This window comes from Streptomyces sp. CA-251247, assembly GCF_050952975.1.
GTDB classification, from domain to species: Bacteria; Actinomycetota; Actinomycetes; order Streptomycetales; family Streptomycetaceae; genus Streptomyces; species Streptomyces achmelvichensis.
On sequence record NZ_CP191861.1, the window covers coordinates 3697242 to 3721079 of the forward strand.

A 23838-nucleotide genomic window follows, 5' to 3' on the forward strand; every position below is an offset into this window, starting at 1 on the left:
GCCTTGGCAAAGCCGGGGGGAAGAGCCCAAAGTGATCGCCAACTCTCCTATAGTGACGAGCACTTGATCGGGAACACGCGGCTCCAGTTCTGCCCCCGCCACCCCTCGGAAGGCAACACTCGATGACCGGCACCGCTCAGAAGCGATGACCCGCGGTACGCGGGCGGTCCCCCCGGCCGGGCCACACCCCACGCCTGTCGGGACGACCGAGAACACCCTGAAGATCGTCGTCGTCGGTGGCTTCGGCGTCGGCAAGACCACGATGGTCCGCTCCGTCAGCGAGATCCGCCCGCTGCACACGGAGGAGGTGATGAGCCGCGCCGGCCGCAGCCTGGAGGACACCAGCAGGGTCAGCGGCAAGAACGCCACCACCGTCGCGTTCGACTTCGGCCGGATCACCGTCGACGACCGGAGCGTCCTCTATCTCTTCGGCGCCCCCGGCCAGAAGCGCTTCTGGTTCCTGTGGGAACGCCTGCTGGCGGGCACGATGGGCGCGGTCGTCCTCGTCGACACCCGCTGCCTCGACGACGCCTGGTACGCCCTGGACCGCCTCGAACACCACGGCATGCCGTACATCGTCGCCGTGAACGACTTCGGCGGACCGCTGCACAGCGACGAACACATCCGCGAGGCGCTCGCGCTCGGCCCCGACGTACCGATGGTGGAGTTCGACGCCCGCGACCACTCGTCCAGCAAATTCGTCCTGATAGCGCTGGTCGAGCATCTGCACGCCCTGGCGGTCCGCCACAAGGGCTGAGCCCGTCCGGCACACCGGCCACCGGTCCGACCGTCATATGGGCAGCTGTCTCATCCGCCGGACCACGTCCGCGCGACGCCCCGTGACCGACTACGCTCCGGAACGTGGCTGAGATCCGGATTCCCGCTGACATCAAGCCCGCCGACGGCCGTTTCGGCGCGGGCCCCTCCAAGGTGCGGACGGAGGCGCTCGACGCCCTGTCCGCCACCGGCACGTCCCTCATGGGTACGTCCCACCGCCAGGCCCCGGTGAAGAACCTGGTCGGCGCGGTGCGCGACGGCGTACGCGACCTCTTCCGGCTCCCCGAGGGCTACGAGGTGATCCTCGGCAACGGCGGCTCCACCGCCTTCTGGGACATCGCGACGCACGGCCTGATCGACAACAAGTCCCAGCACCTGTCGTTCGGCGAGTTCTCCTCCAAGTTCGCCAAGGCCGCCAAGCTCGCGCCCTGGCTGGCCGAGCCCACCGTCATCACCTCCGAGCCGGGCACGCACCCCGAGCCCGAGGCCGAGGCGGGCGTCGACGTGTACGGCTTCACGCACAACGAGACCTCGACCGGTGTCGCCGCCCCCGTCAAGCGCGTGAACGGCGCCGACGAGGGCGCGCTGGTCCTGGTGGACGCCACCTCGGGCGCCGGCGGCCTGCCCGTCGACATCGCCGAGACCGACGTCTACTACTTCGCCCCGCAGAAGTCCTTCGCCTCCGACGGCGGCCTGTGGATCGGCGTCTTCTCCCCCGCGGCCCTGGAGCGCGCCGCGCGCATCCACGGCTCGGGCCGGCACGTCCCGGAGTTCTTCAGCCTCCCGACGGCGATCGACAACTCCCTGAAGAACCAGACGTACAACACCCCCGCGCTGGCGACCCTCTTCCTGCTGGACGAGCAGCTGAAGTGGATCAACGGCCAGGGCGGTCTCGACTGGTCGGTGGGCCGCACGGCGACCTCTTCGCGGACCCTGTACGGGTGGGCGGAGGCGTCGAAGTACGCCACCCCGTTCGTCGTCGACCCGGCCAAGCGCTCGCAGGTCATCGGCACCATCGACTTCTCCGACGACATCGACGCGTCCGCGGTGGCCAAGGTGCTGCGCGCCAACGGCATCGTCGACACGGAGCCGTACCGCAAGCTGGGCCGCAACCAGCTCCGCGTGGCGATGTTCCCGGCGATCGACCCGGCGGACGTCGAGGCGCTGACCGCGTGCGTCGACTACGTGATCGAGAACCTCTGACACCCACGTCGTACGTGTGAGGGGCCCGGCGGCCGAGGCTGCCGGGCCCCTCGTCGTCACGTCGCAGACGTCAGCGGCTCAGGCGCTGGAAGCGGCGGACCGCCAGCGGCAGGAACACCGCTGTCACGGCGAGCGGCCACACCACCGCCATCAGCACCCCGTGCTCCTGGATCCAGCTCCCGTCCCCCGCCACCGGATTGCCGAAGAGCTCCCGTGTCGCCGCGGCCGTCGACGAGATCGGGTTCCATGCCGCGACCGTGCCCAGCCATTCGGGCATCGACGACGGCGGGACGAAGACGCTGGAGATCATCGTGAGCGGGAACACCACCGCGTAGAGACCGCCCGCCGCCTCCGGGCTCGGCACCAGCAGGCCGAGCCAGATCCCGACCCAGATCAGACTGAACCGCAGCAGGACGAGCAGGGCGAACGCGGCCGCCGTGCCCAGGAGTCCGCCGTCCGAGCGCCAGCCCATCACCAGGGCCGTGGCCGCGAGGATCGTCAGCTCGGCGCAGGCCACGAGCAGATCGTTGACCCCACGGCCGGCGACGACGGCGGACGGCGCCATCGGCATCGAACGGAAGCGGTCGATGACCCCCTTCGAGGAGTCGGTGACCACCGCGATGGCCGTGTTCATGAAGCCGAAGGCCATGGTCATCACGAACATGCCCGGCATCAGGAAGTCGCGGTAGTCGCCTCCGCCCGGCGGCTTCATCGCCCCGCCGAAGACATAGCCGTACAGCAGCACGGAGACGATGGGGAAGCCCAGCTGCCAGGCGATGTAGGAGGGTTGGCGCCGGTAGTGGGTCAGCCCGCGGCGTACGACGTTCCAGCAGTCGAGGGCCGCCCAGTACAGCCGGCGCTCCCCCTCGGTCTCGACCCGCAGATCGACCGCGGCGACGCCGGTGGTCGCCGGTCCGCTGCGGTCCATGACGTCGCTCATGCCGCGTTCACCTCGGTCTTCCGGGTCGTCCCGGTCGCGTCGGTCGCCTCTGTCGCCTCTGTCGTCTCTGTCGTCTCGGTACGGTGGCCGGTCAGGCGCAGGAACACGTCGTCCAGGCTGGGCCGGCGCAGGCCGATGTCCTCCACCGCGACGCCCGCGTCCTGGAGGGTGCGCGCCACCTCGGTGAGCGCCGCCACCCGGTCGGTCACCGTCGCGTGCACCCGCCGCTCCTGCGCGTTCGTCTCCGGCCGGCCCTGCGCGACGCGGGCGACCACCGCGACGGCCGCCGCCAGGTCCGCCGGATCGCCGACGACGACCTCGATCCGGTCGCCGCCCACGCGGTTCTTCAGCCCGTCGGGGGTGTCGTCGGCGATGGCCCTGCCCTGGTCGATGACGGTGATGTGCGAGGCGAGCTTGTCCGCCTCGTCGAGGTACTGCGTCGTCAGCAGCACGGTCGTCCCGCCCGCCACCAACTCCCGTACGGCCTTCCACACTTCGCCGCGCCCGCGCGGGTCGAGGCCCGTCGTCGGCTCGTCCAGGAACAGCACCTCGGGCGCGAGGATCATCGATGCGGCGAGGTCGAGGCGTCTGCGCATACCTCCGCTGTACTGTCCGACGCCCTTGTCCGCCGCCTCCAACAGGTCGAACTGTTCCAGCAGTTCACCGGCCCGCAGCGCGGCCCGCCTGCCGCCCAGATGGAAGAGCCGCCCGAACATCTCCAGGTTCTGGCGGCCGGTCAGGATCTCGTCGACGGCGGCGTACTGACCGGCGAGCCCGATCCTGCCGCGGACGCGGCGGGGGTCGCGTGTGACGTCGACGCCGGCGACCAGTGCCCGTCCGCCGTCGAACCGCAGCAGCGTGCTGAGGACGCGCACGGCGGTGGTCTTGCCGGCGCCGTTCGGCCCGAGCAGACCGTGCACGGTGCCCCGGCGCACGGCCAGGTCGAAGCCGTCGAGTGCGCGCTTCTCCCCGTATCTCTTCTCGATCGCTTCGGCGAGTACGGCGTGTTCGTTCACGAGCCCTCCCGGCAGGACGAATGACAGACAACTGGGTACGGTGTACTCACAAGAGAGTACAGCGTACCCAGTTCTTGTCCAGCGCATTAGGCTGAAGCCATGACGACCGAAACGAGCGGCAGCGGAGACATCTCCCGCACCCTGGAGCTCCTGTGGGGTACGGGCGACCGTCCGAGCCGGGGCCCCAAGCCCGGCCTGACCCTCGACCGGATCGTGACGGCGGCCGTCGAGATCGCCGACGCGGAGGGCCTGGCAGCGGTCTCGATGCGCCGTCTGTCCACCGAACTGGGCACCGGCACGATGACGCTCTACCGGTACGTCCCCGGCAAGGCCGAGCTGCTCGACCTGATGCTGGACCGCGTCGGCGGCCAGCCTCCGGCCACGAAGGAGCCCGAGGCGGACTGGCGCGCCGCGATCGACGCCCTGGCGCGCGGCTACCTCACGCTCTACCGGGAGCACCCCTGGCTCCTCAAGGTCAACCAGGCCAGAACGGTCCTGGGCCCGAGCGCGCTACGGGGACTGGAGCACGCGCTGATGGGCCTTCAGGACATGGGCCTCACGGACCCCGAGCTGATCTCGGTGATCATCGCGACGCAGAGCTTCGTGATGGGCATCGCTCGGATGGAGATCGAGACGATCGAGGCGGCGAAGGCGACGGGCCGCAGCGACGAGGACTTCTGGGAGGGGCAACGGCCTTTCCTGGAACGGGCGATGGCGAGCGGGGAGTACCCGCGGATGGCGGGGCTGGCGGAGGACACGTTCAGCAGGGACTTCGACCACTTCGCGTTCGGCCTGCGCAGGTTGGTGGACGGCCTGGAGGTCCTGGTCCGGGACCGCACCTCAAGCCCGGCCGGGGCAACAGGCGACGCATCCAGCCCCGCCGCAGCAACAGGCGACGCATCCAGCCTCGCTGGTGCAACAGGCCGCACATCAAGCCCCGCCAGGGCAACAGGCGGCACATCAAGCCCCGCCAGGGCAACAGGCGGCACATCAAGCCCCGCCGGCGATTGAGGCGCGGGGTCCGGGGCAGCGCCCCGCCAACCGGCTGCGCCATCCCTGCCGGGCACACCAATCAAGCCCCGCCAACCGGCTGCGCCGGAATTGCCTGACCCGCAGCCCACGTGCGGCACAAAATCAAGCCCCGCCGGCGATTGAGGCGCGGGGTCCGGGGCAGCGCCCCGGCGAACCACCCGCACCCTTCGTCGCCCCGCACACGTGTCCTCAAACGCCGGACAGGCTGAACCGCGCTCAGCCCCGCCGCAGCAGCCGCTTCAGCCCCAGCACCAGCGCCGTCGCCGCCGCCAGGCCGATCACCGCGTAGGTGAAGCTGTTCTGATCGTCGTCGTCGGCGCCCCCGGAACCACCGCCGCCCGACGCACCGTCCTTCCCCGACGGCGACGTCCCGCCCGACGCCTCGTCCTTGCCGAGCGGCACCCGCTCCACCTCGCTCTGCTCCCCCTCCGTCCCGAACATCAGCGCCTTGCCGTCCGTCGTGTACGTGACCGACTCCGCCTGGCCCTGGATCGGCGCCTTCACCCGGTGGTCCGCGCCGAGGCGGCCGTTCGTCCACGCGTAGCCGCGGGCGCTGAAGTACGAGCGCAGCACCAGCTCCTTCCCGTCCGGCGAGAACGCGCCGTCGGTCACCCACGGCACCTCGGCGATCCGGCGGAAGGTGTTCGCACCGGACCGGGTGAGTTGGGCCGGGCCCTCGTACAGGCCGCCGCCGTCCTCGTTCTTCGACGCGATGTAGACCCGCCCGGTCTTCGGATGGACCATCAGCGCCTCGGCGTTGCGGGCTCCGTCGGTGTACGTGACCGTGTACTGGGTGGCGTTCACGGTCATGTCCCTCAGGGCTTTCGGCTCGGGGAACGTGTAGATCCACACGTGGTCCCAGCTGCCGTTGAGGTTGTCGCCGATGTCACCGACGTAGACCTTGCCGTCCGGGCCGACCGAGATCGCCTCCATGTCCCGCGGAGTGCCCACCCCGCGCAGGGTGATCGTCGCGACCGTCTTGCCCGTCCGGGCGTCGACGGCGAACACCCGCGGCTCGTCCTGGTCGTTGTGCGTCCAGTACACCCCCGGGTGCGCCCGGCTGGCGGCGAGACCGCTGGACTCCGTGACCCGCGGGTCCTTGATCGTGAAGCCGGGGTCCTCCGACGCTGCGGAGGCGGCCGGCACGGCGGCGAGCAGGACGAACGCGGCGGCAGCGGCGGTGACGTACGGGAGCGAACGCATGCCCCAAGCCTGCCATCCCGCCGGGGTTCCGGCCCGCGCCCCCGGAACCGCCCCCGGCGGCCGCACGGGCACAGGCATTACCCCCGTGGCCGGTCTCACATCGCGGACCAGCCGTCCCGTCCGCCATGATGTGCCCCATGCGTTTCATGTTCGTCGGCGACTCCATGACCATCGGACGCGCCGGCGACTACACCTGGCGCTACCGGATGTGGCAGCACCTCGGCGCATCCTTCGGCGGCCCGTACGAGATCGTCGGCCCGCGGACCTGGCTGTACGACACCGAGGTGGACACCCCGCGCTCGTACGCCTACGCGGCCCCGTTTCCCGCGGACGCCCGCCGCCATCTCGCGGGCTGGGGCGAGGGCTGGCTCCACATGGCGCCGGTGATCCGCGAGACGGTGACCGACCAGCGCCCGGACGTCCTGCTGGTCTCGCTCGGCCTGATAGACCTCGGCTTCTACACGGACAGCGGGCAAACGGCCCTGAACGTCCGCCGGTTCATCGCCGAGTCCCGTGCGGCCAACCCGCAGGTGCGGATGGTGCTGCTCCCCGTCATACCGAACGTGCGCGCCCGTGCGGACGCGCCGTTCGCGGCGGAGTGCGACCGCTTCAACGAACTGCTCGCCAAAGCGGTCGCCGACCTGGACACCGCGGCGTCCCCGATCCTCCTGGCATCCCGGCCGGAGCGGTACGACCTCGACACGGACACCTACGACGGCACCCACCCGAGCGCGTCGGGCGAGCACAAGCTCGCGGCGGCGTACGCACAGGCGATGCACCAGGCGTGGGGGCTGGGCGCCCGCTACGAGGCCGCGGCCTGATCCTGCCGCGTACCGCCCCGGCCGAAGGCGTCAGAAGACGAACGGCCCGGGGTTCTGCGGGGAGGTCGCCGTGCACGTGGCGGTGATCCCGAACACCACCACGGTCAGGGATGTGGCTTCGAGACTGTCGCCCACCGCCACGGTGCCGTCCAGCGGGCCGGTGGAGACGGCGCCGCCCGCCGGGATCGCGGGGTTGGCGTTGCCGGTGAACGTTGTCGTGTCCGTGCCGTTCTTCGCCAGCGTGAGCGTGGACTTCACCGAATTCGCCGAGATGGGGAGCGGCGAGGTGATGGCGTCCGTGGCCAGACTGATGGTCGCGGCCGTGCCGTCCTGGGTGGCCGCGAGGTTCGCCGTACCCGAGCCGAACGAACCGCAGTCGAAGGACAGCGTCGCCTTGTCCGGCGTCACCGCCTGGGCCGCGGGCGCCATCGCGAGCGTGCCGGCGGCCAGCAGGCCGACGCCGAGGAACGTGCCGATGCCAAAGGTGCCGTGCTTCATGGGAGGTCCCGCCTTCGTGTGTGGGGTCACGGGCCGGCGCCGGCGGCTGCCATCGGGCGTGCGCACGCAATCCTGGGGCGTGGGGAGCCCGGGGAGCTGGATCACCTGCGAGCACGGTGCGGCTGATGGGTCGTCAGCGACGCTCCCCATTGCTGCACGGGCCTCCGGGGAAAACAAGGAGAGCCACCGAATATTGACATGTAACGGCCAAATCAGGCTGTCGGCTCCAGCGGGGCGCGCGTCAGGCGGTTGGCGAAGGTGGAGAGCGTGTAAGTCCCGATCCCCATGACCACCTCCAGCGCGTTCTGCGGAGTGAAGCCCTGGCCGAAAAACGCCGCCAGCGACTCGTCCCCGACCGCCCCGGACGCGGCGATCACGTCGAGCGTGAACCGCCGTACGGCTTCGAGGCGTTCGTCGTCGAGCGGGCGCTGCGCGACGAGCGCGGCCACGGCCGTCTCACCGGCCCCCAGCGCCCGGAGCTTGCCGGTGTGCATCACGACGCACACATGGCACTCGTTGCGCGCCGCGACCGTCATGATGACGACCTCGCGCGCGACCGGATCCAGCGTCGTGCGCTCGAAGAGGGCGCTGAGCTGAAGGAATCCGTCCAGCGTGTGCGGCGAGGCGGCGAGTCTGGCGACCGCCGGCGGCAGGTGCCCCAGATTGCGCCGGACCGCCTCCATCGAGCGGCGGGAGGCGGGCGGCGCGGACTCCGGGCTGTGGTCGGGAAAGGCGCGATCGGCAACGGCGTGATCGGAGAACACGGTGACCCCTTTAGAATGGACAACATGGTTGACGATAAAAAGGTAAACCAGGTTGTCGATGGCGGCAAGGGAGTTCCCGGCAGGGGCTACGAGCTCCCCCTGCTCCTCTTCGCCGGCTTCCGGTCCCTCATCGACCGGCTCCACGTCGAGCTGGCCCGCCAGGGCCACCCCGACGTCCGCCCCGCGCACGGCTTCGCGATGCAGGCGATCGGCATCGACGGCGCGACCGCGAGCGACGTCGGCCGCCGGCTCGGCGTCTCCAAGCAGGCCGCGGGCAAGACCGTCGACCGGCTCGTGGCACTGGGCTACGCGGTCCGGGCCGACGACCCGTCCGACGCCCGCCGCAAGCTCGTCCGCCTCACTCCGCACGGCCTGGACGCGCTGTCCCGCTCGGCCGCGATCTTCGACGAACTGCGCGCGGACTGGGCACGGAAGCTCGGTGCGGACCGGGTCACCGACATCGAGCAGGCGCTGCGCTCCGTCGCCCCCGCCGACGCCTTCCGCCTCGACGCGGCAGGCTGGTTCGGCGGGGCTTGAGCGCGCCGCGAGGCCGGGCCTTGCTTCGAGCGCGCTCCAAGGAGTTGGCTTGGTGCCCATGGAGTACACGCAGCTCGGACGCACGGGACTCAAAGTCAGCCGACTCGTCCTCGGGACGATGAACTTCGGGCCTCTCACCGACGAGGCCGACAGCTACGCGATCATGGACGCCGCACTCGGCGCGGGCATCAACTTCTTCGACACGGCCAACGTCTACGGCTGGGGCGAGAACAAGGGCCGCACCGAGGAGATCGTCGGCAGCTGGTTCGCAAAGGGCGGCGACCGCCGCGACAAGGTCGTCCTCGCCACCAAGGTCTACGGGAACATGGGCGCCGACGGCGAGGCCTGGCCCAACCACGACAAGCTCTCCGCGCTCAACATCCGGCGCGCCGTCGACGCCAGTCTCAAGCGACTGAAGACGGACTACATCGACCTCTACCAGTTCCACCACATCGACCGCAGCACCCCGGTCGACGAGATCTGGCAGGCCATCGACACCCTCGTCCAGCAGGGCAAGATCCTGTACGTGGGGTCGTCCAACTTCCCCGGCTGGAAGATCGCCCAGGCCAACGAGGCGGCCGCGCGCCGGGGCTCGTACGGGCTGGTCAGCGAGCAGTGCCTCTACAACCTCGCCGAACGCCGCGCCGAGATGGAGGTGATCCCGGCCGCGCAGGAGTACGGCCTGGGCGTCATCCCCTGGTCACCGCTGCACGGCGGACTGCTCGGCGGCGTGCTCAAGAAGGAGGCACAGGGCGGACGCCGCGCGACCGGGCGTGCGGCCGACACCCTGGCCGACGCCGACTCCCGGGCACAGATCCAGGCGTATGAGGACCTGCTGGACAAGCACGGCCTGGAGCCGGGCGAGGCCGCTCTGGCCTGGCTGCTCTCCCGTCCGGGCGTCACGGGTCCCATCGTCGGACCGCGTACCGCGGACCAGCTGGAGTCCGCCCTGCGCGCCGTCGAGCTCGAACTGAGCGACGAGGTGCTGGCCGGTCTCGACGAGATCTTCCCGGGTCCGGGACCCTCTCCGGAGGCATTCGCCTGGTAGGACACCGGCGGTAGGCGACGGACGGCCCGTGGGCCGGCCGGGCGGCGGACGGGTAACGGACGCCGCTACCGGCCGGCCACGGCCGCCACGGCGATGATGCCGAACATCAGCACTAGGACGCCGGCCATGATCTGGTTTCTGGTCTTGGTCTTCACGCAACGAGGTTAACGCGGCTGTTCGAGCGGCCCCGAACCCGGCTCCGTACCGGGGCCCGGTTCCGTGCCGGGACCCGTAGCGGCACCCGGCCCCGGATCGGTGGCCGGCCCCGGTTCCATGGCCGCTTCCGCACCCGGTTCCGGCAGGGCGCCCGCGCCTTTGCCGAGCGGCCAGGTGCCGACCGCCTCGTACCGCGGCTCCTCCCCCTTCACGCCGCTCACCGGCAGGTTGCTGCGGACGAGATGGAGCTCGGACACCTCCCAGGGGGTGCTGTCGAAGTCGGCCAGCGCGTCGACGAACGGGCTCAGCGACAGGTCCACGCGGCTGCGGGCGACGGTGAGGTGGGCCGTGTAGCGGCGGTGTTCCTCCATGAGGATCCCGGACCTGCGGGCGGCTGCGTCCGCACGCTCGGCGAGCAGGCGCATCTCCGCCAGCCCGCCGGAGGCCCCGGCCCACAGCGCGCGCTTGCCGAAGTGTCCGCCGCCGTGGATGTGCAGCGGGAAGGGGTCGGTACGGCGCGCCGCCCGGCCGAGTCGTTCGTGCAGCTCGGGCAGGAGTTTCTCGTCCACCTCACCCATGAAGGCGAGGGTGAAGTGCCAGCCCGCCCGGCCGGTCCAGCGCAGGCTGTCCGAGCCGGGCAGGGTTCTCAACCGGTCCACGGCGAGGCCGAGTTCATCGACGGCCTGGCCGGGCGGCAGTACGGCGGCAAAGAGTCTCATGATCCGAGTCTGGCCCAGCCGGCCCGGTTCACACAGCCGTCGAGAGCCCTTCCCCGCCCCGTCCCACGCAGCGCGCGGGCTCCGTCCCACACCGTGGCCCGCCGCCGTCTCACACAGCGGCGGCCCTCGTCTCACGCGGCGGTCGCGAGCCGCTCCCGGGGCACGAACTCCAGGTGCTTGTGGCCCGGTCGGAGATCGACCTTGAGCCGCAGTCCGCCGGCGCGGGCGAGCATCACACCGATGCCGAGCGCCGCGAGCAGGGAGATGAGACCGCCCGCCGCGAAGCCGATCCGCGGTCCGTAGGTGTCGGTGATCCAGCCGAACACGGGCGCGCCCAGGGGCGTACCGCCGACGAAGACCATCATGAACAGGCTCATCACCCGTCCGCGCATCGCCGGTTCCGTCGCCATCTGGACGCTGGAGTTGGCGGTGACGTTGACGGTGAGGCCGGCCATCCCGATCGGCACCATCATCAGCGCGAAGATCCAGAAGCCCGGTGCGAACGCGGCGACGGTCTCCAGCAGTCCGAACATCACCGCGGCTCCGACCAGGAACCGCAGCCGTGAGGTGCCGCGCCGGGCCGCGAGCAGGGCGCCCGCCAGCGATCCGGCCGCCATCAGCGTGTTCAGCAGGCCGTAGGTGCCCGCGCCCGAGTGGTAGACGTCGTCGACGAACGCCGACAGCCAGATCGGGAAGTTGAAGCCGAAGGTGCCGATGAACCCGACCAGGATGATCGGCCAGATCAGTTCGGGGTGCGTCGAGACGTACCGCAGGCCCTCGCGCAACTGCCCCTTGCCCCGGGGCGCGCGCTCCACCTTGTGCAGCTCGCTGTTGCGCATCAGCAGCAGGCCGGCGATGGGGGCGAGGAAGGACAGTCCGTTGAAGAGGAACGCGTAGCCGCTGCCGACGGCCGTGATGAGGACACCGGCGACGGCGGGGCCGACGAGACGCGCGGACTGGAAGTTGGCGGAGTTGAGACTGACCGCGTTGCCGAGCTGGTCGGGGCCGACCATCTCGGAGACGAAGGACTGGCGTGCCGGGTTGTCGACGACGGTGACCATGCCGAGCAGGAAGGCCGTGAGGTAGACGTGCCAGACCTCGACGTGACCGGTGAGGGTGAGGACGGCGAGCGCGGCGCCCGTCGCGCCCATGGCCGACTGGGTGGCCAGCAGCAGACCGCGCTTGGGCAGGCGGTCGGCGAGCACCCCGCCGTACAGGCCGAACAGCAGCATCGGCAGGAACTGCAGCGCGATGGTGATGCCGACGGCGGATGCGGATCCGGTGAGCGTCAGGACCAGCCAGTCCTGGGCGATGCGCTGCATCCAGGTGCCCGTGTTGGACACCACCTGGCCGATGGCGAAGAGCCGGTAGTTACGGATCTTCAGTGAGCTGAACATGGTCGTAGGAGAGGGTGCGGGTGCGGAGTCTGCTCCGGGTCCCGTACTCAAAAGCGTCGCCTCCTCGGCGGTTGGTGCTTACGCCAGGTGCGCGAGCTTCTCCAGTACAGGAGCGGCCGCGCGCAGCTTGGCCCATTCCTCATCGTCGAGCCCCTCGGCGAGCGTGGCCAGCCAGGCGTTCCGCTTACGGCGGCTCTCCTCGAGCATGGCCTCGGCCTGCTCCGTCTGGCTGACGACCTTCTGCCGGCGGTCGTCGGGGTGCGGTTCGAGCCGGACGAGACCCTTGGCCTCCAGGAGCGCCACGATCCGGGTCATGGACGGCGGCTGTACGTACTCCTTGCGGGCCAGCTCACCGGGGGTGGCCGAGCCGCAGCGCGCCAGCGTGCCGAGCACCGACATCTCGGTGGGGCTCAGCGATTCGTCGACGCGCTGGTGCTTCAGGCGCCGGCCCAGCCGCATGACGGCCGAGCGCAGGGAGTTCACGGCGGCGGCATCGTCGCCGTAGGACAGGTCCGACATGTTCGTTAGCGTAACTCATTACCCATGCTAAATACCAGCCGAGGGCAGGGGCCGGACAGGGGCGCGAAGGCGGCCGGGCGGCGCACCCCGGGGGCGGCCCGGCGGCGCCCGGGAAATGACTGGGTCACCCATATGAGTGAGACGTATCCGGAAAGTGACGCACCGGCCACAACGCTGCGGCGACCCTGACAGGCATGGGATCGACTGTGCTCAGCCTGCGGATAGACGGTGAGCTGCTCGACCGGCTCAGGCACCACGCCGCCATACGCGGAATGAGCGTCCAGGACTACGTGGTCCGGACGCTCATTCGCGACGACTTCGACGAACGCTTCAAGGCGGCCGTCGACGAGACGGAGAAGTTCTACGGCCTGACGTGAGCCCTGGGCGTCATGTCGGGCCGTGGGAGGGGGATCAGGTGAGGCCGAGTGCCGGCATCGCGTAGTAGAAGACGAACACCGCTGAGACGACGTACATCGCGACGGGCACCTCGCGGCCCCGCCCGACGGCCAGCCGCAGCACGCTGAAGGCGATGAAGCCGATGCCGATGCCGTTGGTGATCGAGTAGGTGAAGGGCATCATCACCATCGCCAGGAACGCCGGGACCGCGAGCGTGTAGTCGCTCCAGTCGATGTCCCGGATCGAACCGGCGAGGATCAGGAAGCCGACCGCCAGCAGCGCGGGCGTCGCCGCCTGCGAGGGGACCATGGTCGCGAGCGGTGTGAGGAACAGCGCCACCGAGAACAGCGCGCCGGTCACCACCGAGGCGAGCCCCGTCCTGGCCCCCTCACCGACACCCGCCGTGGACTCCACGAAGCAGGTCGTCGCCGACGACGAGGTCGCGCCGCCCGAGGCCACCGCGAGACCGTCCACCAGCAGGACCCGGTTGATCCCGGGGAAGTTGCCGTCCTCGTCCATCAGCTTCGCCTCGTCGCCGACACCGAGGATGGTGCCCATGGCGTCGAAGAAGCAGGACAGCAGCACGGTGAAGACGAACAGCACACCGGTCAGATAGCCGACCTTCTCGAAGCCGCCGAACAGGCTCACCTCGCCGACCAGCCCGAAGTCGGGGGTCGCGACCGGGCTGCCCGGCCACTCGGGCGTGGTCAGACCCCAGCTCGGGACGTCGGCCACCGCGTGGATGCCCATGGCGACCAGCGTCATCACGACGATGGAGATGAGGATCGCGCCCGGCACCTTGCGGATGATCAGGGCGAGCGTGAGCAGGGCGCCCACGGCGAAGACGAACACCGGCCAGCCGTTGAGGTGGCCGTCGAGGCCCAGCTGGAGCGGCACGGTGGTCTTGGCGACATCCGGGATACGGGAGACGAAGCCCGAGTCGACGAGCCCGATCAGCATGATGAACAGGCCGATACCGATCGCGATGCCCTTGCGGAGGCTGCGCGGCACCGCGTTCATCACCCGCTCCCGCAGCCCGGTGGCGACCAGCAGCATCACGACGATGCCGGCGAGGACGACCATGCCCATCGCGTCCGGCCACGACATCCGGGGCGCGAGCTGGAGCGCGACGACGGTGTTCACACCGAGACCGGCGGCCAGGGCGATCGGGACATTGCCGATGACGCCCATCAGCAGCGTGGAGAAGGCCGCGGTCAGCACCGTGGCGGTGACCAGCTGGCCACTGTCGAGCTGATGCCCGTACATGTCCTTCGCGCTGCCGAGGATGATCGGGTTCAGCACGATGATGTAGGCCATCGCGAAGAAGGTGGCGAAGCCGCCACGGACCTCGCGGGCCACGGTGGAACCGCGCTGCGAGATGCTGAAGAAGCGGTCCAGGGGGCCGGACGGCGTCTGCGGGGGGTCGACCTTGGCGGGGGCCGAGCTGGTCATGCGGTCCTCATTGCGGTGACTGAACTCGGCGGTTCAGCGGAGACTGAACTTGGCGGTTCATACGAATAAAACCGGTCAGGGGCAAACCGTTTCAGTATGAACATATGAGGCCGTGATCGCTATCTCCGCGCGTAGACAGCGTGTGAGCAGCGGAGGCGACCGGGCGGGAAGGGCGTACGGGCCGCGGCCTAGACTGGCCGCATGGCGAAGTGGACCCCACGGCACGAGGCACCTGAGCCCCTTGAGGGGCCGATCGTCGGCACCATCGTCGGCGGCACCATCCTGTGGTTCGTCCTCTTCCTGGTGCAGATCCCCTTCTACAACTGGTTCGACGAACGCGACCTGATGTGGTGGGTGTGGACCTGCCTGGCCGGCGCGGGCCTCGGCCTGATCGGTATCTGGTACGTACGCGGCCGGGATGTCGCGATCAAGCGGGCGAAGACGGCGGAGAGCGCGACGGCCCCGGCCGCCGCGGACGGGCCCGCGCGGAGCGAGCCCGGGCGGAGCGAGCCCGGGGCGCGCGGGGACGAATCCGCCGTTCCCGGGAGCAAGCCGGGGTCACCCTCGGACGAACCCGTAGTTCCCCGGGACGATTCGTCTCCTCCCCCGGTCTGATCCCGGGCGACTCGGCGGGTGAACGGGACCGTCCGGTCGTACCGTCGAGACCATGACGCAGCGGGCGAGGATCGAGACCAACGGCCCCGAGCCGGACGGCCCCCACATCGACGCGGGCGCCGAACTGGATCCCGTGCACCCGATGAAGCCGCCGAAGTCGCTCATCGCGACCCGGCCGCCGGCCACCGGGCTCACCGCGGCCGAGGTCGCCGAAGCCATCGCGCGGGGCGATGTCAACGACGTCCCCGTGCGCTCTTCGCGGTCAACCGCCGACATCGTCCGGGCCAACGTCTTCACCCGCTTCAACGCCATCATCGGCGTGCTGTGGGTGATCATGCTCTTCGTCGCGCCGATCCAGGACAGCCTCTTCGGCTTCGTGATCATCGCCAACACCGGCATCGGCATCATCCAGGAACTGCGCGCCAAGAAGACCCTCGACGGGCTCGCCGTCATCGGTGAGGCCAAACCGTCCGTACGGCGCGACGGGGCCTCCGCGGAGATCTCCACCTCCGAGATCGTCCTCGGTGATCTCGTCGAACTCGGCCCCGGCGACAAGGTCGTGGTCGACGGCGAAGTGGCTGAGGCTCAGAGCCTGGAGATCGACGAGTCGCTGCTGACGGGTGAGGCCGACCCGGTCCTCAAGCAGCCGGGCGACGAGGTCATGTCGGGCAGCTTCGTGGTGGCGGGCGGCGGCGCGTTCACGGCGACGAAGGTGGGACGCGAGGCGTACGCGGCCCAGCTCGCCGAGGAGGCGTCCCGCTTCACGCTGGTCCACTCCGAGCTGCGCAGCGGCATCAGCACGATCCTCAAGTACGTGACCTGGATGATGATCCCGACCGCGACCGGGCTCATCATCAGCCAACTGGTGGTCAAGGACAACAACTTCAAGGACTCGGTCGCCAGGACCGTCGGCGGCATCGTGCCGATGATCCCCGAGGGGCTGGTGCTGCTCACCTCGGTGGCCTTCGCGATCGGCGTCATCCGGCTCGGCCGCAAGCAGTGCCTCGTCCAGGAGCTGCCCGCGATCGAGGGCCTGGCGCGGGTGGACGTCGTCTGTCTCGACAAGACGGGCACCCTGACCGAGGGGGGCATGGACGTCACCGAGCTGCGGCCGCTGGACGGCGCGGACGAGCCCTATGTGCGCAAGGTGCTGGGCGCGATGGGCGAGTCCGACCCACGGCCGAACGCCTCGCTCCAGGCGATCATCAACTCCTACCCGGACAGCGAGGACTGGCGGTGCACGCAGTCGCTGCCGTTCTCGTCGGCGCGCAAGTACAGCGGTGCCGCGTTCAGCGAGGGCAACGGCAACAGCTCCACCTGGCTGCTGGGGGCGCCCGACGTCCTGCTGCCCGCGGGTGACAAGGCGCTCGCGGAGATCGAGCAGCTCAACGAGCAGGGTCTGCGGGTGCTGCTGCTCGCGCGGGCGGCGGGCGAACTGGACGCGCCGGCCGTCGCGGCCGGGGCGACCCCCACCGCGCTCGTGGTCCTCGAACAGCGGCTGCGGCCCGACGCGTCGGACACCCTGCGCTACTTCGCCGACCAGGACGTCACCGCGAAGGTCATCTCCGGTGACAACGCGGTCTCCGTGGGCGCGGTGGCCGGAAAGCTCGGTCTGCCGGGCGCGGAGAACACGGTCGACGCCCGCCGGCTCCCCTCCGAGCGGGCCGAGATGGCCGCCGAGCTCGACTCCCACGCGGTCTTCGGCCGGGTGAGCCCGCAACAGAAGCGGGACATGGTGGGCGCGCTCCAGTCCAAGGGCCACACGGTCGCCATGACCGGCGACGGCGTCAACGACGTGCTCGCCCTCAAGGACGCGGACATCGGCGTCTCCATGGGCTCCGGCTCCGAGGCGACCAAGGCCGTCGCGCAGATCGTGCTGCTGAACAACAGTTTCGCGACCCTCCCGTCCGTGGTGGCGGAGGGGCGGCGGGTGATCGGCAACATCACCCGCGTCGCGACGCTCTTCCTGACCAAGACCGTGTACTCGGTGCTGCTGGCGATCCTGGTGGTCTGCTGGCAGGTGGAGTACCCCTTCCTGCCCCGGCATCTGACGCTGCTGTCGACGCTGACGATCGGTGTGCCGGCGTTCTTCCTGGCCCTCGCGCCGAACAAGGAGCGCGCGAAGCCGCACTTCGTGCGCCGGGTGATGCGGTACGCGATCCCCTCGGGCACGATCGCGGCGGTCACCACCTTCTGCACCTACCTCCTGGCCCGCTCCCACTACGCCGGACCCGGCGCCCTCGAGGCGGAGACGAGCGCGGCGACGCTCACGCTGTTCCTGGTCTCGATGTGGGTCCTCGCGATCATCGCCCGCCCGTACACGTGGTGGCGCATCGCCCTGGTGGCGACGATGGGCGGATGCTTCCTGATCGTGCTGGTCGTGCCCTGGCTCCAGCACTTCTTCGCGCTGAAGCTGGTCGGCATGACGATGCCGTGGGCCGCGGCGGCGATCGCTGCGGTGGGGGCGGTGCTGCTGGAGCTGGCCTGGCGGTTCGTGGGCAGGAAGTACCCGGCGTAGGGCTCCGGGGCGCGGCGGGCGGGCGTCGGGCTGCGGACCCGCGGGGGCGGCCCGAGAATGGACGGCGAGGGACACGGGCAGGCCCGCCTGAGAGGACGTGCCCATGCGCGCAGAGTCGTCGTCCGCGCAGAAGGGCGCCTTCGTCGCCTGCGCTGTCGCCCTGTTCTGCATCCAGCTCGACTTCTTCGCCCTGAACCTGGCCATCCCCGGGATATCGGCCGAGCTGGACGTCACCCCCTCGGCCGCCCAGTGGACCCTGTCCGCGTACATGCTCGCCATCGGCTGCTTCTTCATCGTGGGCGGCAGGGTCGGGGACGTCTTCGGCCGCCGCGGCACCCTGCTCGTCGGCATCGCGCTGTTCGCGGCGGGGTCGGTGGCGTGCGCGCTCGCCCCCGGGCTCCCGCTGCTGGTCGCCGCCCGTATCGTCCAGGGCATCGGCGCCGGCTTCGTCTTCCCGGTGTCCGTCGCGGTCATCAGCAACGCCTTCCCCGGCGAGAACCAGGGCCGCGCGCTGGGCGCCGCGTTCGGTATCGCCAACATCGGCACCGCTCTCGGGCCGTTCGTGGGCGGCGGGTTCACCGAAGGCCCGGGATGGCGCTGGATCTTCTGGCTGCTCGCCCCGCTCAGCACACTCGCGCTGATCGTCGCGCTCCGCTCCGTCCCCGACTCCCGTGACCCCTCGGCGCCCCGCCAGCTCGATCTGACCGGCTGCTTCACGATCGTGTGCGCTCTGGCGGCCGTCACGCTGGCCGTGGAACGCGGCAGTGCGTGGGGCTGGGACAGCGTCCGCACCCTCGCCCTCTTCGGTGCGGCCGTGGTGGCGGGCGGACTCTTCCTGCTGCGCGAACGCCGGGCCCGGCACCCCCTGGTCGATCTGCGTCTGTTCCGCAACACCTCCTTCGACCTGGTGACGGGCATGGGCTCGGTCGCCAACATGGGCTACGGCGTCACCGTCTTCGTCGCGACGCTCTATCTCCAGGGCGTACGCGGTCTGTCCCCGCTGATGGCGGGCATCGTGTTCCTGGCCCCCGCCCTGCTCGTGGCATGCGCCGGCCCCCTGGGTGCCCGGCTGGGGACACACATGCGGCCCACCGCGGTGATGGCACTCGCCGGGCTGATCGCCGGAACGGGGATGATCGCGCTCAGCCAGGTGACGGCCTGGTGGCTCTACATCCCCGTCTTCGCCTGGTGCGGGCTCGGCCTCGGACTGGGCTGGACCTTCGCCAGCGTCGCGACCCAGCAGGTCGTACCGCCCGCCAGGGCGGGCGAGGCGTCGGGTGTGGTGCTGACGTTCCTGGTCACCCTGGGCGCGATCGCCCTCGCGGGCGCGGCGGCCACGATCACGGCGATGACTCCGGAGAGTCCCGCGGAGGACGCGTACGACACGATCCTGCGCTTCGGCGGAGCGGTGATCCTGCCGACGTCGGTCGTCGTGCTGGTGGTACGCCACCGGCTCGTGGTCCACGGCAAGGTGCCGCCGCTGTCCATGCACGCGCCGTGGCCGCCGCCGGAGACGGAGTCGGAGTCGGAGTCGGACGAGAGCACCGGGCCGCGGCGGGGGTGAGGTGTACGGGGGTGTGCGGCAGGGGAGTTGGGCACGACCGGCCCGAGCCGCCAGGTTTCGGGGGCCGGAGCGGGGACTGCGGGTGGCCGGGGCCGCGTCGGCCGGGATCCGGGAGTGACCAGGGCTTGCACGGGCACCGGGACCTCGTCGGCGAGGGGCCGGACAGCCACGAACTCCCTGAAGAACCTGGGATAAAGAACCAACCACCCACCCTCCCCTCCCCCTCGTCACCCGGACGGGTGACTGGCTTGCGGGGGCGGGAAGTTGGCGGTTACGTTCCCCGCAAACAACCGCTGGCATATGACGGCCCCCGGCCGGGACTGGCATCCCGAACGAGGGCCTCACCGATCAGGAAGCAAACCCTTCCCGATGGCTGAACCGCAGTCTAACGCGCGCCTGCGCGCCGCCGCCGGAGCTCCGACCTCCGGCGTGATCCACGTCCGCACCCGCCTCACCGCCGACTTCACGGTCATGGCCAACGCCCTTGCGCAGCGCCGCGGAAGCGCGGTCACGGTCGGCGTCGCGGCCTACATCCTGTCGCTGCCCGACGGTGCACCCGTGCGCATCGACGCCCTGTGCCGGCACTTCACCGAGGGCGAGATCCTCATCTCCCGGGCCCTGCGGGAACTGGAGGCGGAGGGCTACCTGGAGCGCCGCCGCGAGCGCGGTCCCGGCGGTGTGCTCCGCACGCGGACGTTCTTCCACGACGTACCGCCCGAGGACGATCCCCCGCCCCCGTCGCCGCGCCCGACCCCGCCCGCACCACCACGGCCCCGCAGGCTCCCCCCGACGACGCGACCGGCGGCCGCCCCCGCACGGACCGAAGCGCCGACGCCCGAGGCGGTGGCGCCCGCCCCCGTCGCCGAGCTCGACCCGCGAGCGGTCGCCGTCCTCGCCGGCCTGCGTACCCGCGACAGGCGGCTGGTCCTCTCCCGGCGAGAGGCCGACCTGCTCGCCCCGGCCGTCTCCCAGTGGCTGGCGCACGGCGTCGCTCAGGAAGACCTCACCGATCTGCTCGTCACCGGCCTGCCCGACCGGTTACGGGCCCGCCCGGCCCGCATCCTGGCCTTCCGCCTCCGCGACGTACCCCTCGCACCCCCGCCTCCATCAGCCGCGTCCGGCACGCCGCCCGTACTGCCCTGGCAGACGTGCGACGGCGGCTGCGAACGGGCCTTCCGTGCGGCGGAACCGGGCCGCTGCCGGGACTGCCCGCCGGATGTCCTGGCACCGGCATGCTGACGACGCCCACAACTCGCCGTATGACAACGGGATTGCTCAGGCTCACGGTGACCGAACCCGCTCCTGGCGAAGGGCCCGGCGCCTGAGTACGCGTACTCAGGACCAACACCCGTGCCACAGCGCACAATCGCCGCATGAATCGCCTGATGCCCGTCGCCGCCGGTCTCCTCCTCGTGCTCGCCGTACCGGTGCTGGCGGGCTGCGGCACCGAGAAGGCCGCCGAACAGACCGCTGAACGGGCCGCCGCGTCGGCGTCCGCCTCCTACGAGGCCGCGCGGAAGACCGCGAAGGCCGAGCACGACCGCCGGTTCAAGGACGTGGCGCTCATCTGCTCCGACGGTGTGCCGAGCGCGTCCCCCGAAGCCACGGCGTCACGGTCGATGGACCCGGAGGCGCAGAAGTACGCCGAGAACCACGCGTTCAAGCGGAAGGCACCGCTGTCGGGCGATGCCGCCTGCCGTGGTGAGGCGCATGCGAAGCGCGTCGCGCGCGGGCTGGGGGGTGTCCGGGACGAGCCCGCCCTGCGTGCCGCACTGGGACGGCTCGGCTACGGCAGCGCGGACCTGGAGGTGTACGAGACGGGCGGTTCGCTCGGCTTCACCTTCCTCGTGCCGGACGCCGGGCCCTGCATCACGGGTCTGCTCCGCACGCCCCCCGAGGTGGAGTCGCACGGCTTCTACATGGAGGGCGGCTGCAAGGAACCCAAGGGCGGCCACTGACCCCCGGCCGCACCATGCGGGGGTCATATTCAATCGTTCAACCACCGCCATTACGCTGTGCCCAGCACAGCGTTCGCTGTGACGCCCGAGGCGTGGGAGACGCCAGGGCGACAAGGGGTGGGGAGAACCGCATTGATGCTGCGGCATGCCGGAATACGGCGAAGAACCGCGTACGGCGCACTGATCGGGACGCTCGCCGCGAGCGCCGTCGTCCTCGCGCCCGGGTGGGGGCAGGCCGCCGGGGGGCCGTCCGCACCCGCCGGGCAGGCGCCCGTCCCGTCCGCCGGGGCGACGCTCGCCACCGGTGAGCGGCTGGAAGTCGTCCCGCGCCGTGGGAAGTCGGCGCCCGGCTTCCGCGTCGTACCGAAGAGCCAGGGCGAGCAGCCGGGCCGGTACGCCTACAGCGTCATGGACGGAAAGCTTCAGGTGCGGCCCGTCGGACTGCACAAGCCCGCGAGGTCCACCACGGTCGGCATCGGATCGCCGACGCGGTCCGCTCCGGCTCCGCGCGCCGCGTACTCCGTGAAGATCCAGCTCACCGGCACCGATCACTTCGGGCCCATCATCCAGGTGTGGAACCGCAAGACCTGGGTCTCCCACGAGGTCGACGAGGAGCAGTTCGGCAGCTCCGGCAAGGTCTCGCTGCCGCCCGGCGACTACATCACCGTGGGGATGTACAACAACTGGCAGCAGCCCGACCACATCCTCACCAAGACGTTCACGGTGAAGGACCGCGGCCTGACGGTGACGTTCGACCCGGCGCTCGCCAAGGAGGCGGCCATCACGGCGGACGACCCGTCCGCGCGCCGCGCCTCCGCGGCCGTGTCGCTCCGCATGCCGAACGGGGACATCGTCGGTTTCCTCGGCGGTTGGGGCAACAAGGTCTACGCGACGCCCTTCTCACTGCCCGGTGCCTCACTGCGCGTGCACGAGGTGCTGGTCAAGGAGGGGTCCGCGGCCAACACGCCCAGCCCGTACCGCTACGACCTCTACCGCAACTTCCCGGGTGGGGTGCCCGCCTCGCCGCGGGCCCAGGTGCGCACGGCCGACCTGGCACGGACGGTCACCACCCTGCGTGCGGCGGGAGACGACACCACGGGCTGGTTCTCGTCGTACCCCTCCGTCAGCGACTCGTCCGGCGTCTACCTCCCGACCCCGGTCCGGTTCCCCTCCACGGTCACGGAGTACGCCACGCCCGGCCAGGCCTTCGGCCGCATGCTGTCCTACGACGGCGGCCCCACGGTCACCGCCGAACCCCGCACCCTCCCCCAGGGCGCAGGCCCGGCCGAGACATTCGGTGCCGCGCCCTTCGCCGTGCGCTCCTTCCCGCCCTCCGGCGCCGTCCGGCGGGCCGACAAGCTGGAGGTGTACGAGCCGTGGGCCTTCACCGACTCGCTCGGCCACGCGGGCAGCGACTACGACTCCGTCCAGGACTTCCTGCTCACCTCGCGCGGCACGAAGCTCGCCGAGACGAAGGACCTCGAGACGCCCAAGGTGTGGTCCGCCACGGTCCCGAGGGCGCAGGCGCCCTATGAACTGACCCAGACGGTGAGGCACACGGGTCGGCCCACGCGGCTCTCCACCCGGCAGACGACCGAGTGGGGCTTCGTCTCGGACGGCTACGGCGGCGGCCCGACCGACGAACTGCCGCTCGCCGACGTCGATGTCCGCGTGGACGGGCTCGACGCCCGCAACGCGGCCGGCGCCTCCCCCGTCACCGTGGAGGCGCTCGCCACCACCCGCGGGCTGGGGGCGACCGCGAGCGTCACCGGCCTGGAGTACTCCGCCGACGACGGCGCGACATGGACCGCTCTGCCCGTCGCGGACACGGGCGGCCGGGCGACGGCCCAACTCTCCGTCCCGCAGAACGCGCGATACGTCTCGCTGCGCGTGAGCGGCAAGGACTCGCAGGGATCGACCGTCCGCAGAACGGTGGTCCGGGCGTTCGTCGGCCCGGCGCCGGCGGCCGACGAGACCGTGGGCTCCATCAGGATCACCGACGTCGTCGTCAACAACGGCCGGGTGATCGCGCCGGTCATGTACGACGACCCCAACCGGGAGCCGTACACGGTCCGCTACACCGTCTCCGACCCGGCGGGCGTGGCGAACACGGGCGTCATTCTCCACCGGAGCGACCCGGGGCGGCCGGACGCCGTGATCCGTACCTGGACCCCGGCGTGCACACCGGTGGACGCCACCACGTCCACGTGCGAGGCGCCCTTCCAGCTCAACGCCCGCGGTCAGCTCGGCCGGAACGATCTCGCCGGTGAGTGGAAGGCGGCCGTCTGGGCCCGCTCCCTCGACGGCCGGAGCTTCACCGACCGGAGCGATCTCGCCACGGCCCAGATCCTGCGCGAGACCCGGGTGACGATCACCGCGCCGACGGTCGCGGTGACCAAGGGCAAGGCGTTCGCCGTCTCCGGCATCGCCGGGATCGCGGACTGGTCGACCGGCCGCTGGAACGCCCTGCCGGGCAAGGCGGTCCAGCTGGAGTTCCGCCGTCCCGGCACCTCGGCCTACACGATCGCCGCCCACGTGACCGCCGACGCGACGGGCACGGTCAAGGCCGCGCCGAAGGCCGCGTACGACGCCAACTGGCGGTGGCTGCTGCCGCGTACGCCCGGTGTGGGGGCTGCCGCCTCACCGGTCGTCTTCGTGGACGTCCGCTAGGGACACGAACGAGGTCGTACGCGAGAAGGGGGGCG

General features: G+C 70.9%; 20 protein-coding genes and 2 pseudogenes. 13 read left to right on the top strand and 9 right to left on the bottom strand.

Annotated features, from left to right (window positions below; genetic code table 11):
- Positions 1-145 precede the first annotated feature (145 nt).
- Together ACQPWZ_RS16085 and serC are read left to right on the top strand one after the other, a co-directional pair.
- Entirely contained in the window at positions 146-757 is a 612-nt protein-coding gene (locus ACQPWZ_RS16085) for a GTP-binding protein (protein ID WP_433571686.1), read from the top strand.
- Between the two features lie 104 nt (positions 758-861).
- Positions 862-1980: a phosphoserine transaminase gene (gene serC, locus ACQPWZ_RS16090; protein ID WP_340473760.1), complete on the top strand. Its 1119-nt coding sequence runs from the start codon at positions 862-864 to the stop codon at positions 1978-1980.
- Between the two features lie 70 nt (positions 1981-2050).
- Here the strand turns inward: serC and ACQPWZ_RS16095 are convergent, their stop codons facing one another.
- Together ACQPWZ_RS16095 and ACQPWZ_RS16100 are read right to left on the bottom strand one after the other, a co-directional pair.
- Positions 2051-2920, bottom strand: a complete 870-nt coding sequence (locus tag ACQPWZ_RS16095) for an ABC transporter permease (RefSeq protein WP_433571687.1) — start codon at positions 2918-2920, stop codon at positions 2051-2053.
- Positions 2917-3936, bottom strand: coding sequence for an ATP-binding cassette domain-containing protein (locus ACQPWZ_RS16100; protein ID WP_433571688.1), 1020 nt, complete (start codon positions 3934-3936; stop codon positions 2917-2919). Before ACQPWZ_RS16100 ends, ACQPWZ_RS16095 begins: the two co-directional genes overlap by 4 nt.
- Before the next feature lie 99 nt (positions 3937-4035).
- On the opposite strand from ACQPWZ_RS16100, the gene ACQPWZ_RS16105 reads away from it, so the two are divergent.
- Positions 4036-4947 (top strand): TetR/AcrR family transcriptional regulator C-terminal domain-containing protein, encoded by a 912-nt coding sequence (locus tag ACQPWZ_RS16105; RefSeq protein ID WP_433571689.1) that lies wholly within the window; start codon positions 4036-4038, stop codon positions 4945-4947.
- 237 nt (positions 4948-5184) lie between these two features.
- Here the strand turns inward: ACQPWZ_RS16105 and ACQPWZ_RS16110 are convergent, their stop codons facing one another.
- On the bottom strand, positions 5185-6171 hold the full coding sequence (locus ACQPWZ_RS16110) for a WD40 repeat domain-containing protein (RefSeq protein WP_433571690.1): 987 nt from the start codon (positions 6169-6171) through the stop codon (positions 5185-5187).
- A gap of 137 nt (positions 6172-6308) precedes the next feature.
- Between ACQPWZ_RS16110 and ACQPWZ_RS16115 the strand changes: the two genes are divergently transcribed.
- Positions 6309-6992 carry a GDSL-type esterase/lipase family protein gene (locus ACQPWZ_RS16115; RefSeq protein WP_433571691.1) on the top strand — a complete coding sequence of 228 codons (684 nt, stop codon included), beginning with the start codon at positions 6309-6311 and terminating at the stop codon, positions 6990-6992.
- Between the two features lie 30 nt (positions 6993-7022).
- Here ACQPWZ_RS16115 and ACQPWZ_RS16120 read toward each other — a convergent pair whose 3' ends face one another.
- A complete protein-coding gene (locus ACQPWZ_RS16120) occupies positions 7023-7490 on the bottom strand; it encodes a hypothetical protein (protein WP_340473767.1) in 468 nt (155 codons plus the stop codon).
- A 212-nt stretch (positions 7491-7702) separates the two neighbouring features.
- Positions 7703-8173 carry a carboxymuconolactone decarboxylase family protein gene (locus ACQPWZ_RS16125; protein ID WP_405575900.1) on the bottom strand — a complete coding sequence of 157 codons (471 nt, stop codon included), beginning with the start codon at positions 8171-8173 and terminating at the stop codon, positions 7703-7705.
- 105 nt (positions 8174-8278) lie between these two features.
- On the opposite strand from ACQPWZ_RS16125, the gene ACQPWZ_RS16130 reads away from it, so the two are divergent.
- Complete coding sequence (locus ACQPWZ_RS16130; RefSeq protein ID WP_433571692.1) at positions 8279-8791, top strand: MarR family winged helix-turn-helix transcriptional regulator; 513 nt, start codon at positions 8279-8281, stop codon at positions 8789-8791.
- Positions 8792-8849: 58 nt separating this feature from the next.
- On the top strand, positions 8850-9839 hold the full coding sequence (locus tag ACQPWZ_RS16135) for an aldo/keto reductase (RefSeq protein ID WP_433571693.1): 990 nt from the start codon (positions 8850-8852) through the stop codon (positions 9837-9839).
- Positions 9840-10147: 308 nt separating this feature from the next.
- Here the strand turns inward: ACQPWZ_RS16135 and thpR are convergent.
- The 3 genes and pseudogenes from thpR to ACQPWZ_RS16150 form a co-directional block, all read right to left on the bottom strand.
- Positions 10148-10714 (bottom strand): annotated as a pseudogene (gene thpR, locus ACQPWZ_RS16140) (RNA 2',3'-cyclic phosphodiesterase); the annotation flags it as partial.
- A 131-nt stretch (positions 10715-10845) separates the two neighbouring features.
- A complete protein-coding gene (locus ACQPWZ_RS16145) occupies positions 10846-12162 on the bottom strand; it encodes an MFS transporter (protein WP_405570664.1) in 1317 nt (438 codons plus the stop codon).
- 27 nt (positions 12163-12189) lie between these two features.
- The gene (locus ACQPWZ_RS16150) at positions 12190-12630 is read right to left on the bottom strand and encodes a MarR family winged helix-turn-helix transcriptional regulator (RefSeq protein ID WP_356703929.1); all 441 of its coding nucleotides are present in this window, start codon (positions 12628-12630) and stop codon (positions 12190-12192) included.
- Between the two features lie 194 nt (positions 12631-12824).
- Here ACQPWZ_RS16150 and ACQPWZ_RS16155 point away from each other — a divergent pair, with 194 nt between their 5' ends.
- Positions 12825-13007, top strand: coding sequence for a ribbon-helix-helix protein, CopG family (locus ACQPWZ_RS16155; protein WP_313945660.1), 183 nt, complete (start codon positions 12825-12827; stop codon positions 13005-13007).
- Positions 13008-13041: 34 nt separating this feature from the next.
- Here ACQPWZ_RS16155 and ACQPWZ_RS16160 read toward each other — a convergent pair whose 3' ends face one another.
- Positions 13042-14478, bottom strand: a complete 1437-nt coding sequence (locus ACQPWZ_RS16160) for an NCS2 family permease (RefSeq protein WP_391844342.1) — start codon at positions 14476-14478, stop codon at positions 13042-13044.
- Between the two features lie 201 nt (positions 14479-14679).
- Here ACQPWZ_RS16160 and ACQPWZ_RS16165 point away from each other — a divergent pair.
- From ACQPWZ_RS16165 to ACQPWZ_RS16190, 6 genes and pseudogenes are all read left to right on the top strand, one after another.
- Positions 14680-14964, top strand: a pseudogene (locus ACQPWZ_RS16165) (DUF2530 domain-containing protein); the annotation flags it as partial.
- 181 nt (positions 14965-15145) lie between these two features.
- Entirely contained in the window at positions 15146-17611 is a 2466-nt protein-coding gene (locus ACQPWZ_RS16170) for an HAD-IC family P-type ATPase (protein ID WP_433571694.1), read from the top strand.
- Between the two features lie 103 nt (positions 17612-17714).
- A complete protein-coding gene (locus ACQPWZ_RS16175) occupies positions 17715-19175 on the top strand; it encodes an MFS transporter (protein ID WP_433571695.1) in 1461 nt (486 codons plus the stop codon).
- A gap of 369 nt (positions 19176-19544) precedes the next feature.
- The gene (locus ACQPWZ_RS16180) at positions 19545-20414 is read left to right on the top strand and encodes a hypothetical protein (RefSeq protein ID WP_433571696.1); all 870 of its coding nucleotides are present in this window, start codon (positions 19545-19547) and stop codon (positions 20412-20414) included.
- Between the two features lie 134 nt (positions 20415-20548).
- Complete coding sequence (locus ACQPWZ_RS16185; RefSeq protein WP_433571697.1) at positions 20549-21133, top strand: hypothetical protein; 585 nt, start codon at positions 20549-20551, stop codon at positions 21131-21133.
- Positions 21134-21268: 135 nt separating this feature from the next.
- The gene (locus tag ACQPWZ_RS16190) at positions 21269-23803 is read left to right on the top strand and encodes a hypothetical protein (protein ID WP_433571698.1); all 2535 of its coding nucleotides are present in this window, start codon (positions 21269-21271) and stop codon (positions 23801-23803) included.
- The last annotated feature ends 35 nt before the right edge of the window (positions 23804-23838 follow it).